Genomic DNA, 16098 nt, shown 5'->3' on the forward strand with positions numbered 1-16098 from the left:
GCAAGCCCGCTCCCACGCCCACTCAATGGGCTGCACCCGAGGAACGGTGGCCCAAGAATTTTGACGAAAGCTGGCAGCGTGGGAGCGGGCTTGCCCCGCGAAGCTGCATCAGGCCTTGCTTGGAATCCCGTACTTGCGCAACCGCTGGGCTATCGCCGTATGTGAGGTCTGCAAGCGCCCCGCCAACTGCCGCGTCGAGGGATAGCTGGCATACAAGCGCTGCAGCAGCTCGCGCTCGAAATCGCCGACGGCCTGGTCCAGGCTCGCCACTTCGCCGTCCTGCCCGCGCGCCACAGAGGTACCGGCGATGTCCAGGTCGCCGATATCCACCACGTTGCTTTCGCAGATGGCCGCAGCGCGGAAGATCACGTTCTGCAACTGGCGCACATTGCCCGGCCAGGGGTTGGCCAGCAGCGCCGCATGGGTGGCAGGCGCCAGCCGGCACTGGGGCCGCTGGATCTGGGTGCAGGCCTGCTGCATGAAGTAGTGCGCCAGCAGCAGGATGTCCTGGCCGCGCTCGCGCAGCGGCGGCACTTGCAGGTTGAGCACGTTGAGGCGATAGAACAGGTCTTCGCGGAAGGTGCCCTCGCTGACCATCTGCTCAAGGTTGCGGTGGGTGGCGCTGATGATGCGCACGTCCACCTTCACTTCGCGGTCGCCACCGACCCGGCGGAAGCTGCCATCGCTGAGAAAACGCAGCAGCTTGGCCTGCAGGTAGGGCGACATCTCGCCGATCTCGTCGAGGAACACCGTGCCCTGGTTGGCCAGTTCCATCAGCCCTGGCTTGCCGCCGCGCTGGGCGCCGGTGAAGGCGCCCGGGGCATAGCCGAACAGCTCGCTCTCGGCCAGGCTCTCGGGCAGGGCGGCGCAGTTGAGGGCCAGGAAGGGCGCGGCATGGCGGCTGCTGATGGCATGGCAGGCGCGGGCCACCAGCTCTTTGCCGGTGCCGGTTTCGCCGTGCACCAGCAAGGGTGCGTCGAGGGCCGCCACGCGCAGGGCGCGGGCCTTGAGGGTGCGAATGGCCGGCGAGTCGCCGAGCATGGCGTCGAAGCCTTCGGCGTGATCGTGGTGCAGCGCCGACAGCCGCTCGCCCATGCGGTTGGGCGGGTACAGGGTGAGCAGCCCGCCGGCATTGGTGATCGGGGTGGCGTCGAGCAGCAGGCTCTGGCCATTGAGCTGCATCTCGCGCATGGGCAGGTGGAAATTGTTGTCCAGCAGGGCCTGGAGCAGGTCGGGGTCGCCGAACAGCTCGGCCAGGGAGCGCCCGGCCGACTCGCGCCCGCACAAGGCGATCAGCGCCGGGTTGGCCAGCAGCACTTTGCCGGCGCTGTCCACGGCCAGCACCGGGTCGCTCATGGCGGCGAGCAGAGCGTCCAATTGCAGGTGGCGGCGTTGGCCGGGGAGGATGTCGACCACTTCCACCGACTGCACGCCGCGCACCTCGAACAGAGCGTCGTGCAGCTCTTCGAGCACGGCGGGGCTGAGGGTCGGGGCGTCGATGTAGACGTTCGGCGGGACCATCTCCACGGCATCGAGGTTGAGGTTGCGGGCACCGAGCAGGGCCAGGACTTCCTGGGTGATGCCGACGCGGTCGATGAAGCTGACGTGGATGCGCATGGGGCGGGCAGTTGTGGCCGGGGGAGGGCGACAGTATGCCTTGGTGATCGTATGAAGCCTATCGCGGGGCAAGCCCGCTCCCACAACCTGGGAGCGGACTTGCCCCGCGATGAATTCGATTATTCCAGGTGTTCAGGCTTGATCGGGTCGCCCGACTTCACATCCAGTTTCGCGCGAATGTCTTCGAACATGGCGTCGTACAGTTTGTGCGGCGAGCCCAGGGTCTCGAATTTCTTCGGCGGCTTCAGGTAGGCCTGGGCCTTGCGCGTGGTGACGCTGAGGAAGCTGGGCAGCACCTGGTCCTTGGCCAGGAAGAACTTCTCGTCGACCGGCTTGCCCTCGATGCTGCCATGCAGGCGGAACTCGATGCCTCTGCCTTCCTTGGGGTCCTGGGCCACTTCGTAATTGATGTTCAGGTCGTAGCTGTGGTCGTTGGTGTTCAGCGCGGTGCGCTCGATATGAACGTGACCGGGTTGGTACTGGGCCATGGTGGAATCCTCCGGAAGGTTGAAAACGGCGGGCGGCGGGCGCCCGCCAACTGCATTCAACGGTAGCTGATACCCGGCTTGGCGGTGGAAACCCGTGTGCCGGCGGTGCCTTTGACGATGTCCTCGATGTTTTCCAGCGAGCTGATCACCGCGACCTTGCCGGTATGCCGGGCGAAATCGCAGGCAGCCTGCACCTTGGGCCCCATGGAACCGGCGGCGAAGCCGAGCTTTTCGAGCTCGTCGGGGTGGGCCTGGGCAATCGCCTTCTGGGTGGGCTTGCCGTAGTCAATGTAGGCCGCATCGACGTCGGTGGCGATGATCAGAAGGTCGGCTTCCAATTGCTCGGCCAACAGTGCCGAGCACAGGTCCTTGTCGATCACCGCCTCGACGCCCTTGAGCTTGCGGTTTTCGTCGTACAGGGTGGGGATGCCGCCACCACCGGCGCAGATCACGATGCTGCTCTTTTCCAGCAGCCACTTGATCGGGCGGATCTCGAAGATGCGCTTGGGTTTGGGGCTGGCCACCACGCGGCGGTACTTGTCGCCGTCGGGCTTGACCACCCAGCCTTTCTCTTTGGCCAGGCGCTCGGCTTCTTCCTTGGCATACACCGGGCCGATGAACTTGGTCGGGTCCTTGAAGGCCGGGTCATTGGCGTCCACTTCAACCTGGGTGAGCAGGGTGGCGAACGGCACCTCGAAGGCCAGCAGGTTGCCCAGCTCCTGTTCGATCATGTAGCCGATCATGCCCTCGGTCTCGGCGCCGAGCACATCCAGCGGGTAGGCTTCATCCGGCTTGTACGACAGGCCCTGCAGCGACAGCAGGCCGACCTGCGGGCCGTTGCCGTGGGCGATGACCAGTTCGTTGCCGGGGTGGATCTTGGCGATCTGTTCGGTGGCGGTGCGGATATTGGCGCGCTGGTTGTCAGCGGTCATCGGCTCGCCACGGCGCAGCAGGGCGTTGCCGCCCAATGCAACAACGATACGCATGGGGAATGTCCTTCAGAGAGACTAGGGGGCAAGCCCGCTCCCACAAGGCGTTACAGATCAGCCAGGGTCGACACCAGGATCGCCTTGATCGTGTGCATGCGGTTTTCCGCCTGCTCGAAGGCAATGCACGCCGGCGACTCGAACACGTCATCGGTCACTTCGATGCCGTTGGCCAGGTGCGGGTACTGTTCGGCGATCTGCTTGCCGACCTTGGTGTCGGAGTTGTGGAATGCCGGCAGGCAGTGCATGAACTTGGTGCGCGGGTTGCCGGTGGCCTTCATCAGCTCCTTGTTCACCTGGTAGGGCAGCAGTTGCTGGATGCGTTCGCCCCAGGCTTCGACCGGCTCGCCCATCGATACCCAGACGTCGGTGTGAACGAAGTCCACGCCTTTGACCGCGGCTTTCGGGTCTTCGGTGAGGGTGATGCGGGCACCGCTCTCTTCTGCGTATTTCTTGCAACGCTCGACCAGGTCGTCATGGGGCCACAGCGCCTTGGGCGCGGCGATGCGCACGTCCATGCCGAGCTTGGCGCCGATCAGCAGCAGCGAGTTGCCCATGTTGTTGCGGGCATCGCCCAGGTAGGCGTAGCTGATGTCGTGCAGCGGCTTGTCGCTGTTCTCGCGCATGGTCAGCACGTCGGCGATCATCTGGGTCGGGTGGTATTCGTCGGTCAGGCCGTTGAACACCGGCACGCCGGCGAACTTGGCCAGCTCTTCGACGATCTCCTGCTTGAAGCCACGGTACTCGATGGCGTCGTACATGCGCCCGAGCACGCGGGCGGTGTCCTTCATGCTTTCCTTGTGGCCGATCTGCGAGGAATTGGGGTCGATGTAGGTGACATTGGCGCCCTGGTCGTAGGCGGCGACTTCGAAGGCGCAGCGGGTGCGGGTCGAGGTCTTCTCGAAGATCAGGGCGATGTTGTTGCCCTTCAGGTGCTGCTGCTCGGTGCCGGTGTACTTGGCGCGCTTGAGGTCGCGGGACAGGTCCAGCAGGTAGCGCAGCTCGCGGGTGGTGTGGTGCTCGAGGCTGAGCAGGTTGCGGTTATGGATGTTGAACGCCATGACATTTCTCCTTGAGTTTGGTGAACGCTCCGGCCGCCGCTTTGTGAGGGCGGCCGGGGGTAATGGGCGTTAGTAATCGATTGGGTCACGTACGATCGGGCAGGTCATGCAGTGGCCGCCGCCCCGGCCCCGGCCCAGCTCGCCGGCGCTGATGGTGATGACTTCGATACCGGCCTTGCGCAGCAGGGTGTTGGTGTAGGTGTTGCGGTCGTAGCCGATGACCACGCCTGGCTCGATGGCCACCACGTTGTTGCCGTCATCCCACTGTTCGCGCTCGGCGGCGAAGCTGTTGCCGCCGGTCTCGACCACGCGCAGCTTGACCCCGAGTTGTTCGCCGACCACTTCGATGAACGACTTGTTCTCGCGGCGCACGTCCATGCCGTAAGGCTTGCTCTCGTCCGGGCGAATGATGAACGGCACGATCTCCTTGACCACTTCCGGGAAGACCGTGACCAGGTCGCGGTCGCAGAAGCTGAACACGGTGTCCAGGTGCATGGCTGCGCGGGACTTGGGCAGCCCGGCGACGATGACTTTTTCCACCGCGCCCTTGGCGAACAGGTTCTGCGCCAGTTGGCCGATGGCCTGGCGCGAGGTGCGCTCGCCCATGCCGATGAGCACGATGCCATTGCCGATCGGCATCACGTCGCCGCCTTCGAGGGTGGCCTTGCCATGGTCCTTGTCGGGGTCGCCGTACCAGACCTGGAAGTCGGCGCCGGTGAATTCCTTGTGGAATTTGTAGATGGCGGTGGTCAGCAGGGTTTCCTGGCGTCGCGCCGGCCAGTACATCGGGTTGAGCGTCACGCCGCCGTAGATCCAGCAGGTGGTGTCGCGGGTGAACTGGGTGTTGGGCAGCGGGTCGAGCAGGAAGCTGGAGTGGCCCAGGTAGTCGCGGTACATCTTGATCACGCTGGCGCCTTCGCTGTCAGGCAGGTCTTCACCGGCCACGCCGCCGATCAGGAACTCGGCCAGCTTGCGCGGCTCCAGGCTTTCGAGCCAACTGCGCACTTCGTTGGTGAGGCCGACGCCGACGGAGTCGGAGGTGATCTTGCGGTCGAGGATCCACTTCAGCGCATCGGGCTGCTGGACGATGTCGGTCAGCAGGTTGTGCATTTCCAGCACATCGACGCCGCGCTCGCGCATCTTGGTGACGAAGTCGAAGTGGTCGCGCTTGGCCTGGTCGACCCAGATCACGTCGTCGAACAGCAGCTCGTCGCAGTTGCTCGGGGTCAGGCGCTTGTGCGCCAGGCCTGGCGAGCAAACCATCACTTTGCGCAGTTTGCCGGCTTCGGAGTGGACGCCGTATTTCTGTTTCTCAGTGGACATGGTTCATTCCTCCAGTAAAGCGAAGACAGGTGTTCAAAGGGTCAGGAAGCCGTCGTACAAGCCGTAGGCCGCCACCAGGGCGCCCACCACCACGGCGGCGAAGATGAGTTTTTCGATGCTGGTGAAAATCGGCTGGCCCACTTCGCGCTTGGCCTTGGCGAACAGGATGGCGCCAGGGGCGTACAGCAGGGCCGAGAGCAGCAGGTACTTCACGCCGCCGGCATACAGCAGCCAGATCGCGTAGATCAGGGCGATGCCGCCGATGATCAGATCTTTCTTGCGTTCGGCCAGGGCCTGCTCGTAGGTCTCGCTGCGCCAGGCCAGCAGGAAGGCGTAGGCCGCCGACCACAGGTAGGGCACCAGGATCATCGAGGTGGCGAGGTAGATCAGCGACAGGTAGGTGCTGTTGGAGAACAGCGTGATCACCAGGAAGATCTGCACCATGGCGTTGGTCAGCCACAGGGCGTTGGCCGGCACCTGGTTGGCGTTCTCGCGGCGCAGGAACTCCGGCATGGTGTGGTCCTTGGCGGCGGCGAACATGATCTCGGCGCACAGCAGCACCCACGACAGCAGCGCCCCCAGCAGCGAGATGATCAGGCCGACGCTGATCAGCACCGCCCCCCAGTGGCCGACCACATGTTCAAGCACGGCGGCCATGGACGGGTTCTGCAGCTTGGCCAGTTCCGGCTGGGTCATCACCCCCAGCGACAGCACGTTGACCAGCACCAGGAACAGCAGCACGGTGACGAAACCGATGACCGTGGCCTTGCCCACATCGGAGCGTTTTTCGGCGCGGGAGGAGAAGATGCTCGCGCCCTCGATGCCGATGAACACCCACACGGTGACCAGCATCATGTTGCGCACCTGGTTCATCACGCTGCCCAGCTCCGGCGTACCGACGGCCCAGATATCAGCGGTGAAGATGTCGAGCCGGAAGGCGAACAGGCAGATCAGCGCGAACAGCGCCAGCGGCACGACCTTGGCCACGGTGGTGACCAGGTTGATGAACGCCGCTTCCTTGATGCCGCGCAGCACCAGGAAGTGCACGGCCCACAGCAGGATCGAGGCACCGATCACCGCCGCCGGCGTATTGCCTTCGCCGAAGATCGGGAAGAAATACCCCAGGGTGCTGAACAGCAGCACGAAGTAGCCGACGTTGCCCAGCCAGGCGCTGATCCAGTAGCCCCAGGCGGACGAGAAACCCATGTAATCGCCGAAACCGGCCTTGGCGTAGGCGTAAACACCGCCGTCAAGATCAGGTTTGCGGTTGGCCAGGGTCTGGAACACAAAGGCGAGGGTGAGCATGCCCACCGCGGTGATGGCCCAGCCGATCAGCACGGCTCCAACGCCGGCGCTGGCGGCCATGTTTTGCGGCAGCGAGAAGATCCCGCCGCCAATCATCGAGCCGACGACAAGTGCAACAAGTGCACCCAATTTTAGTTTTGCGGGAGAATCAGACATTTAACGACTCCGTACCAGGAGAAAGTTGACTTCAGAATAAATCTGACGCCTGGGTCATTAGCTGATTTAGATCAGTTCATGCCGACATGAAGGGTTAAAAAGACCCTTCATGTACCTCCTGGAGGATGCCGACAGCTCTGCTGCAAGCCTTGTGCACTGGCACCTCCGTGTCCATCTAGAGCAAACGCTCCGTTTTGCCTGCGCTATGAAGCTAGCCGTTTCTGGATATTTCGCAAATTTTTCACAAGATTGAGTGATGGCCATGCGCCATGCGCGAGAAAGTCCGATAAAACCCTGCGCGTCGTGCGCTTTTAGTTAGACAAATGAGTTATGAGTGAACTAGCTTTAATGTCCTGCATTAATATAAATATGCTGTAACATTTATATGCGTTAGATCGAAATTTCATGCGCCGCACGGGCCAGAGGGGAGAAGCGCCATGAGCGAACCGGGACAGAAGCTGCGCCTAGGCGCCCTGATCGCGCTGGTGGTCGGCTCGATGATTGGTGGCGGGATCTTCTCGCTGCCACAGAACATGGCGGCGCGCGCCGACGTCGGCGCCGTGCTGATCGGCTGGAGCATCACCGCGGTGGGCATGCTGGCGCTGGCCTTCGTGTTCCAGACCCTGGCAAACCGCAAGCCGGAGCTGGACTCGGGGGTGTACGCCTACGCCAAGGCCGGCTTCGGCAACTACATGGGCTTTTCGTCCGCCTGGGGCTATTGGATCAGCGCCTGGCTGGGTAACGTCGGCTACTTCGTGTTGCTGTTCAGCACCTTGGGTTTCTATTTCCCGGCGTTCGGTGAGGGCAATACGCCGCTGGCCATCGGCTGCGCCTCGCTGCTGCTGTGGGCGGTGCATTTCCTGGTACTGCGCGGCATCAAGGAGGCGGCGTTCATCAACCAGGTGACCACCGTGGCGAAAGTGGTGCCGCTGCTGATGTTCATCGTGATTGCCGCGTTCGCTTTTCGTGCCGATATCTTCACCCGCGACATCTGGGGCTTGAGCAACCCCAAGTTCGGCAGCGTGCTGGAACAGGTGCGCAACATGATGCTGGTGACGGTGTTCGTGTTCATCGGTATCGAGGGCGCCAGCGTGTACTCCGGCCGTGCCGAGCGCCGATCGGACGTGGGCAAGGCCACGGTGGTGGGCTTTCTCGGGGTGCTGGCGCTGCTGGTGCTGGTCAACGTGCTGTCGCTGGGGGTGATGACCCAGCCGGAACTGGCCGGGCTGCAGAACCCGTCGCTGGCCTCGGTGCTGGAACACATCGTCGGGCCGTGGGGCGCGCTGCTGATCAGCATCGGGCTGGCGGTGTCGCTGCTAGGCGCGTTGTTGTCCTGGGCGCTGCTGTGCGCCGAGATCCTGTTCGCCACCGCCCGCGACAAGACCATGCCGCGCTTCCTTGCCCGGGAAAACGCCAACCACGTGCCGGCCAATGCGCTGTGGCTGACCAACGTGATGATCCAGGGTTTCCTGTTGATCACGCTGTTCTCGGCGGGGACCTACACCAGCCTGATCTACCTGGCGTCATCGATGATCCTGGTGCCGTACTTCTGGTCGGCGGCCTATGCGGTGTTGCTGGCGTTGCGCGGCGACAGCTATCAAGGCCAGCCCAGCGTACGCCGCAAGGACCTGCTGGTGGCGCTGATCGCCTTGCTGTACGCGGTCTGGCTGCTGTATGCCGGTGGGCTCAAGTACGTGCTGCTGTCTGCGTTGCTGTACGCGCCGGGGGTGATCCTGTTTGCCCGGGCCAGGCGCGAGCAGGGGGAGGCGCTGTTCACCTCGTGGGAAAAGCTGATCTTCGCGGGGGTGCTGGCGGGCGCGGGGCTGGCGGCGTATGCGTTGTATTCGGGGCTGTTGAGTCTGTGAAACGCGCATGACGCGCCTTCTGTAGGAGCGGCCTTGCGCCGCGAAAGGGCTGTGCAGGGTGGCACGGGCTTCGCCCGTGTTCGCGGGGCAAGCCCGCTCCCACAGGGATCGCGCTGGCTTTAGCAGTTGAGCAAGACAGTTGCTCCTACACAGAGAATGCGCGTTGAGTGGTAGAAGATGCGTCACCACTGAGTAGTGGCCGAACCCAGCTCGCAACTCCCTCGTGCCCACCCCATCACCGCCGTGCCCACCTGCAGCGGCCCTTTGATCCGCTGCGCCGCACCCCATGGTGTGTGCTCGATGTGCGGCTCGAGATCCGCGGCTGTCTCCGTCGCCAGCGGCAAGTCTTCTTCCACCGTTCCGCGTTCGACCAGCAGTGCCGCGGTACGCGCCAGCGACAGCCGCGCCTGGCACCCCTGGCCGCTGCCTAAACGCTCGGTCAGCGCGCGGATCGCCTCCGCCGCCATCAGGTAGCCAGTGGCATGGTCCAGCGCCTGCACCGGCAGCGGCACAGGCCGATCCGCTTGTTGCCAGCGCATGCCTTCGTGGGCGATGCCGGTGCTCATCTGCACCAGGCTGTCGAAGCCGCGGCGGTCCTGCCAGGGGCCATCCCAGCCATAGGCGTTCAGGCCCACATCGATGAGCCCGGGGTTGAGTTGGCGGCGACGTTCGGCACCCACTCCCAGCCGTTCGAGCGCATCGGCGCGGTAGCCGTGGACCAGGATATCGGCCTCGCTCAGCAGGCGCTCGAATACCTGGCGATCAGCCTGTGCCCGCAAATCCAGGCGCGCGCAGCGCTTGCCCAGGGTGACTTCCGCCGCCAGCGAAGGCTCGTCCCAGCCGGGTGGGTCGAGGCGCAATACCTCGGCGCCGAACGCGGCCAGCAAGCGGGTGGCAACGGGGCCGGCGATGATGCGGGTGAGGTCGAGCACCTTCACCCCGGCCAACGGCCTGGCTGGGTTGCCCAGCCAGGCCCGTGTCGGCCCGGCGAAGGCCTGGCGCAGGATCAGCGGTTGCCGGTTGACCGCCTGGCCCTGGGGATGGGCGCACCATTGCGGCCAACTGCGCATGCGCGCCGCGCAGCCACCGGCTGCGACCACCGCGGCTTCAAGGGCATCGCCTTCCCATGTGGCCACCTCGCGGGCGACGCTGGCGTGCTCGGCGTCGGTGCCGAGCACCTGCAAGGCTGCGGCACGATGGTGCGGGGCATTGGTGTGCAGACGGATCCAGCCGTCGCGGGTTGGGTAGTCGCCGGCGATGGCGTCCCACAATGGCGGGAGTTGCCAGCCGTGGGGGCGCAGACTGGTGGCGAACCAGAATGAGGCCAGGCGGCGGTCGATCCGCACCGCTGGGCAAGCGCCCGTCTGGCTTTCCAGCAGTTGGGCCAGGGCCAGGCCGCAGGCGGCAATGCTGGCGGTGGCCAGTTCGCTCACGGCAAAGGTCGAGGGCAGTGCGCCGACCCCTTGCCAGCGCGCAGCGGCGGGGTCGAGGCTCAGGGACTGGGCGATGGTGTCGAGCAACGGCTGCATGCAGGGTCCTCCTTGCTGGGACCTATTGCAGTACATCCGCCAGCGCTGTGCAAACCCCTCAGCGTTGCAGTTCGACGGAGCCTGGGGTGGTCGGCCGCTCCGGGCGCGACCAGATCCACAGGTTGCCCAGGGTCATGCCGGCGATGGCCAGGTAGACCGGCCAGTGGTGTTCGAGAAAGGTCAGCATCAGCCCCGCGCACAGCAGCATGCTCAGGGTCGCGCTGACCTTGGCGCGACGCTGGATCACCCGGCCATTGCGCCAGTTGTACAGGATCGGCCCGAACAACCGATGGTTCTCCAGCCAGGCGGACAGCCGCGGCGAACTGCGGGTGGCGGCCCAGGCGGCGAGCAGGATGAATTCGGTGGTGGGCAGGCCGGGGATGACGATGGCAACCAGGCCGATCCCTAGGCTGACATAAGCCAGGATCGCGTAGAGCAGCCGGGACACTTTGGAGCGGGCGAGTCGGGTCATGGTCTCACTACAGCGGTGCGGCCGCCCGCGGGCGGCCGGGTGAAGCGTGTCAGGCCAGCGCGGCGTCGGTGGCGTAGGCATGCTTGAGCAGCTCGGTGAAGCGCTCGAAGGCGGCGACCGCGCCACGTTCGGCGGCGGCGTCTTCCTCGGGCGACAGGGCCTGGCTGTCGAGAATGCGGGTGAACTGCTTCCAGCCTTCGGCGCGGCCACCTTCCGGCTCGCCCAGGTGACGGGCACCGAAGCTGTCGGACAGTTCCAGCGCCACGGCGCGCTTGATCAGGAATGCGGCGCCCAGTTTGGAGCCTTCGGAGACGAAGATCCAGCCCAGCGCTTCACCCAGGCTCGGGTTCTGCAGGGCGCCGGCGATGGGGGCCGGCACTTCGGTGTCGAGGTCGGCAAGGTCCAGGCGAGCCTGTTCGGCGCGGCAGCGCGCCGCCAGGTCGGGGACGATGGCGATCAATTGCGGGTCGTTGTACAGGGCCTGCAGTTCCGACTGGAACAGGTACTGGGCGACCACGAAGCGGGCGAAGCTCTCGCGGCTGTCGAACGGCTTGTGCGACTTGACCAGGGCGTCCAGCTCGGTGTGCGGGGCGTGGGTGACCTGGTTCAGGCGCTGGGAGCGCAGGGCGGCGCGCTCGGAGGAGGTGGACATCGGGGGCATCCTTGGGAAATGGGTTGTCTAGTGATAAGACGAAACAGATGACGCACGACAGTAAAAAAACCTCATCTGGGAAGTTGAATCATTCGTCGGACGCAGAAGTGGCGTCGCCCCTATCGCCGGCAAGCCGGCTCCCACCTGACCGCGCCGAACTCAAGACCTGCACTCAGGCTGTTTGAATGGCGAGCAAGACAGTTGCTCCCACAGGTGAGCGCCCGCCTCGGGCTGGGCGCTTTGTCTGTGGGAGCCGGCTTGCCGGCGATAGGGGCTGCACCGATTTCGAATCAGATATCCCACACCACATTGATGGCGAAGTTGCGCCCCGGCATGGTCAGGCGGTCGAGGTTGGCCGGCTGGGTCACGCTGGCTTCGCCGATCGAGTCGTAGCCGCGTACGTCATCCCACTGCCAGTACTTCTTGTCGGTGAGGTTGTACAGGCCGGCGTTGACGGTGACGTCCTCGCTCACCTTGTAGAAGCCGGTCAGGTCCAGCACGCCGTAGCCGGGGCTGCGGAACTGCTTGCTGGTGCCGTCGGGGGCGAAGAAGGTGGTGTCGTCGACGCGATCCTTCTGCTTGACCAGGGTCCAGCTGAGCAAGCCGCCGTAGTTCTGCTGCTCGTAGCCCAGGCCGAGCACAGCGGTGAGCGGGTTGACGCTGTTCAGCGGCTGGCCGTTGTCGTCGTTGCGGCCACGGGCATAGGCCACCGAGCCCTGGGTGTACAGGCCTTGCGCGGCACCGAAGTGGTCGAGGTTCAGGCGGCCCTTGAACTCGGCGCCGCGGATGGTGGCGTGCTTGATGTTGTTGGCCTGGAACTTGGCGCCCAGGTTGGACGACAGGATGGCGTCTTCGTTGATGAAGTCGCGGTACTTGTTATAGAACACCGCCACGTCGAAGTTGCCGGCGTCGAAATTGCCGCGCAGGCCGGTCTCGTAGCTCTTGCTCTTTTCTGGCTCAAGGTCGGGGTTGGGCTGCACGCTGTAACCCAGGCCCGGGTTGTCGAAGCGGCCGTACATGGCCTTGGCGGTCGGGGTGCGGAAGCCCTCGGCGTACTGGCCATACCAGGTGTAGTTGTCGTTGAAGGCGTAGGTGACGCCCAGCTTGGGCGATACGCGGTGCCACTTCTTGGCCGAGTCGTCGGCACTGGCGGCACCGGTCACGCTGGTGCTCTGCACGCCGCGCAGGAATTCGTCGGTGAATTTGGGCTCCATGCGGGTGTAGTCGTAGCGGGCACCCGGCAGGAAGGTCCAGTTGTTCCAGCGGATCTCGTCCTGGGCGAACAGGCTGTAGGTGTTCACGGTCGGGTCGGGGAAGTCGCTGACCGGTACCTGGCCATCGCGGGCGCTGTTCTGGCCGACGGCCGTGCAGGAACCGCCGACGTTCAGGCAGGTGCCGACGCCCTGGCGGATGCCGCTGATCTTCTCGTGCTTGAGGGTGGTGCCATAGGTCAGCAGGTGCTCGGTGGCGCCAATGCTGAAAGCTTTGTCCAACTGGGCGTCAAGGACCCACTGGCGGTCCTTGTAGGTGGTCTGGCGGTCGCGGAACACCTGGCGGCCGGCGGCGAAGTACAGCTCGTCGGTGCGTTGGTCGGTCTTGGCGATCTGGTAGTTGAGGCTCCACTTCACGTGGTCGGCGACCAGGCTGTCGAGGCCGAATTCGTGATTGATGCCGAAGCGCTCGCGGGTGACGGTGTCGTTGCCCTGGCGCATGCGGTACGAGTTCGAGGCAGCGAAACCGGGAATGAACGGCCCGCCCACGGAACTCAGGATGTTCTGGTCGCGGTCGTCCTTGTAGTGCTCGTAGGTCAGGCCCAGGCGGGCGTCGTCGGCGTAGTTCCAGCCCAGTTTGGCCAACACGTTGGTGGTGCGCACATCCTCGGGGTTGGCTTCGGTGCGGGCCAGGCCGCTGCCGCCGTGCTCGCCGTAGGACTCGGTCTCGTGGCCGTTGCGCTGGCTCAGGTGCAGCAGGCCGTCGAAGTCGGCGTGGCGGCCGGCGACGGTGGCGGACGTCAGCCAGCTCTCGTCGGCGGAGCTGTAACCGGTCTTCAGGCGCGCGCCGACATCCTTGCCGGGCTTGATGATGTCTTCAGGGTCGAGGGTGAAGTAGCTGACCGCGCCGCCGATGGCGTTGCTGCCGTACAACACCGAGGCCGGGCCGCGCAGGATCTCGACGCGCTTGACGATTTCCGGGTCGACGTAGTTGCGCTGGGTCTGGGCGTAGGGGCCGTAGAAGAAGCTGTCGGGGATCGACACGCCGTCTACCTGGGTGAGGATGCGCTCACCGTCGATGCCGCGGATGTTGTAGCCGTTCAGGCCGCTGCGCTGGCCAACGCCGCCGACCGACACGCCCGGCTCGTAGCGCACCAGGTCCTTGATGTCGTTGACGTTCTGCCGGTCCAGCTGCTCGCGGGTCTGCACGCTGACGGTGCTGGGCACCTGGCTGACTTCCTGGGCGCTACGGGTGGCGCTGACGGTCATCTGCTGCAGGGCGATGGCACTGCCCGCCTGGCGTTCGAGCACCACGTTGGCGTTGTCGATCTTGCGATAGGAAAGGCCAGTGCCGTGCAGCAGGCGTTGCAGCGCCGCTTCCGGGGCCAGTGAGCCTTGCACCCCTGGCGAGGCCACGCCTTCGGCCAGCTCGGCGTTGAAGCCGACCTGCCAGCCAGTGACCTGGCTGAACGCATTGATCGCCGAAACCAGCGGCTGCTGGGCAATGGCGAAGCGGTAGTCACCCATGCGCGGGCTGCTCGCCTGGGCAGGCTCCACGGCCAGGGCCGGCAGGCTGCAGGCGCCGCTGGCGAGCAGGGCGAGGGTCAGCAAGGACAGCTGCCCATGGCGGCGGGAAGGGGTGAACGGGCGGGTTGGACCTGTGGACATCGAAAGCGCTCCCTGTCGCGCGGGGGTTATAGGCGTGGACTGTTGTCGTTATCGAACGAGAATCAGTTGCATTGGCTATAACGAGACGTGCTGCCTACAGGGGTCGCGTAAAAAAACTTGTTGGCTCAGTTGAGAATCACCACGGCGGGGTATTCATGCAACTGCGCCGAGGTGATGTGGGCGAGGGCGCGCAGGGTTTGCAGGGGCTGGTCGAGGCGGTAGTTGCCGGTGACCGCGACCTGCTCCAGCTGCGCATTGCGGCTGATGATCCAGCCTGGGTAGTAGCGCTGCACTTCGGCGATGACCTGGCCCAGCGGGCAGTTCTCGAACACCAGGCGGCCTTCGACCCAGGCCAGCTCCTTGTTCAGGTCGGCGCGCTGGCGCTGGCCGAAGCCCTGGGGGCCGACACTGATGCTGTCGCCAGCGCTCAGGCGGATGCGCTGGTCGCGGGCCCCCTGCAGATCGACGTCGCCACGCTGCACGCGCACCTGCGCTTCGCCATCCAGGTAGCGCACGGCGAAGTCGGTGTCGCGCACGTTGGCGCGCAGCGGCCCGGCCTGCACTTCCAGCGGCGGCTGGCTGCCGCCGGCGACCTGGAAGTAGGCTTCGCCCTGCAGCAAGCGGGCAACCTGGCGCCCGTCGCGCACATCGCTGGCGAAGGCCGAGTTGGTGTTGAGCAAAATCTTGGCGCCGTCGTCCAGTTGCAGGCGCTGGCGCTCGCCGACCACGGTGAGGTGGTCGGCCTGCAGGCGCACAGGCAGGTTGCCGAAGGTGAACAGCCCGACCAGCAGCATGGCGGCGGTGGCCAGCGGCTTCCAGTGGCTGCGCAGGCGCCCGCCGAGGGAGCGGCGCTGGCGTTGCTGCAAGTGCTCGGCGGCCTGGCGCAGCGGCGCACCGTTCCACAGCGCTTCGGCCTCGACGTAGGCTTCGGCGTTTTCCGGCTCGGCGCCCAGCCAGTGCTCGAAGGCCTGGGTGTCCTGGTCATTGGCGCACTGCAGGCGGATCAGCCAGTCCATCGCCTCTTCGCGGGCACGGGCGCGGGCATCAGGCTCGGCAGGTGTCGGGCGAGGGGTGGGCTGATCGGTCACGAAGGATCCTTGCGGGGGCTTTTTTGCGCATGATCGGCGCAGGCCCGGCACATGGCAAGGGCTTTGCGCAGGTGCGCGGCGAGTGGTCGCGTCACTGATGCCGAGCGGCGACGCCCATGCAGATGGCCATGATCAGTTTCAGTTCCTTCTGCACGGTACTGGCCGAGACGTTCAACTGCTCGGCGATCTCCAGGTAGCTGGCGCCATGCAGGCGGCTCTGGATGAAGATGCGCTGCTGGCGCTCGGTCAGTTGGCCGAGGCTCGTGCTCAGGTGCTTGAGCAGTTGCTCGGCGTGGGCGGCATCCTCGCTGCTGCCGGCGGGCGCGGCGACGTTGTGCAGCACTTGCTCGGGCACGTCGTCGACCAGGGTGCGTGCCTGTACCCGGCGGGCGCGCAGGTGGTCCAGGGCGAGGTTGCGCGCGGTCTGGAACACGAAGGGCTCAAGGTGCTCGATTGGCCGCTCGCCCAGGGCACGGGTGACCCGCAGGTAGGTTTCCTGCAGCAGGTCCTCGGCGGTGCTGGGGTTGCCGACCATGCGTTGCAAGGTACGCAGCAGGCTGAGGCGCTGGGTGAGGAAGACTGAATTGAACCGGGATTGACTCACGGGGGAACCTGGCCACTGTGGGGTGAATGATAATGCTTATCATCCATATGGCAGGTCAAGCGCTGAAATGTCA

General features: G+C 65.1%; 13 protein-coding genes. 1 reads left to right on the top strand and 12 read right to left on the bottom strand.

From position 1 onward, the window contains the following. Positions 1-108 precede the first annotated feature (108 nt). The 6 genes from DM373_RS09095 to arcD (DM373_RS09120) form a co-directional block, all read right to left on the bottom strand. Positions 109-1617 carry a sigma-54-dependent transcriptional regulator gene (locus DM373_RS09095; protein ID WP_110993240.1) on the bottom strand — a complete coding sequence of 503 codons (1509 nt, stop codon included), beginning with the start codon at positions 1615-1617 and terminating at the stop codon, positions 109-111. Positions 1618-1736: 119 nt separating this feature from the next. After that, the gene (locus DM373_RS09100) at positions 1737-2105 is read right to left on the bottom strand and encodes a DUF5064 family protein (RefSeq protein ID WP_110993241.1); all 369 of its coding nucleotides are present in this window, start codon (positions 2103-2105) and stop codon (positions 1737-1739) included. Positions 2106-2161: 56 nt separating this feature from the next. Beyond that, entirely contained in the window at positions 2162-3091 is a 930-nt protein-coding gene (gene arcC, locus DM373_RS09105; RefSeq protein ID WP_110993242.1) for a carbamate kinase, read from the bottom strand. Between the two features lie 50 nt (positions 3092-3141). Further along, positions 3142-4152, bottom strand: coding sequence for an ornithine carbamoyltransferase (locus DM373_RS09110; RefSeq protein WP_110993243.1), 1011 nt, complete (start codon positions 4150-4152; stop codon positions 3142-3144). A 69-nt stretch (positions 4153-4221) separates the two neighbouring features. Beyond that, positions 4222-5475 carry an arginine deiminase gene (arcA, locus tag DM373_RS09115; RefSeq protein WP_110993244.1) on the bottom strand — a complete coding sequence of 418 codons (1254 nt, stop codon included), beginning with the start codon at positions 5473-5475 and terminating at the stop codon, positions 4222-4224. Between the two features lie 33 nt (positions 5476-5508). After that, complete coding sequence (gene arcD, locus DM373_RS09120) at positions 5509-6936, bottom strand: arginine-ornithine antiporter (protein WP_110993245.1); 1428 nt, start codon at positions 6934-6936, stop codon at positions 5509-5511. Positions 6937-7373: 437 nt separating this feature from the next. Here arcD (DM373_RS09120) and arcD (DM373_RS09125) point away from each other — a divergent pair, with 437 nt between their 5' ends. Continuing rightward, positions 7374-8801 (top strand): arginine-ornithine antiporter, encoded by a 1428-nt coding sequence (arcD, locus tag DM373_RS09125; protein ID WP_110993246.1) that lies wholly within the window; start codon positions 7374-7376, stop codon positions 8799-8801. Between the two features lie 182 nt (positions 8802-8983). Here the strand turns inward: arcD (DM373_RS09125) and DM373_RS09130 are convergent, their stop codons facing one another. From DM373_RS09130 to DM373_RS09155, 6 genes are all read right to left on the bottom strand, one after another. Then, positions 8984-10330 carry a CoA transferase gene (locus DM373_RS09130; RefSeq protein ID WP_110993247.1) on the bottom strand — a complete coding sequence of 449 codons (1347 nt, stop codon included), beginning with the start codon at positions 10328-10330 and terminating at the stop codon, positions 8984-8986. A gap of 58 nt (positions 10331-10388) precedes the next feature. Next, positions 10389-10802 (bottom strand): YbaN family protein, encoded by a 414-nt coding sequence (locus DM373_RS09135; RefSeq protein WP_110993248.1) that lies wholly within the window; start codon positions 10800-10802, stop codon positions 10389-10391. A 49-nt stretch (positions 10803-10851) separates the two neighbouring features. After that, complete coding sequence (locus DM373_RS09140) at positions 10852-11454, bottom strand: biliverdin-producing heme oxygenase (RefSeq protein ID WP_110993249.1); 603 nt, start codon at positions 11452-11454, stop codon at positions 10852-10854. Between the two features lie 290 nt (positions 11455-11744). After that, the gene (locus tag DM373_RS09145) at positions 11745-14333 is read right to left on the bottom strand and encodes a TonB-dependent receptor (RefSeq protein ID WP_110993250.1); all 2589 of its coding nucleotides are present in this window, start codon (positions 14331-14333) and stop codon (positions 11745-11747) included. Positions 14334-14458: 125 nt separating this feature from the next. Next, complete coding sequence (locus DM373_RS09150; protein WP_110993251.1) at positions 14459-15421, bottom strand: FecR family protein; 963 nt, start codon at positions 15419-15421, stop codon at positions 14459-14461. Between the two features lie 91 nt (positions 15422-15512). Further along, positions 15513-16025 (bottom strand): RNA polymerase sigma factor, encoded by a 513-nt coding sequence (locus tag DM373_RS09155; RefSeq protein WP_110993252.1) that lies wholly within the window; start codon positions 16023-16025, stop codon positions 15513-15515. Between the last annotated feature and the right edge of the window lie 73 nt (positions 16026-16098).

This window comes from Pseudomonas sichuanensis (assembly GCF_003231305.1).
GTDB lineage: Bacteria > Pseudomonadota > Gammaproteobacteria > Pseudomonadales > Pseudomonadaceae > Aquipseudomonas > Aquipseudomonas sichuanensis.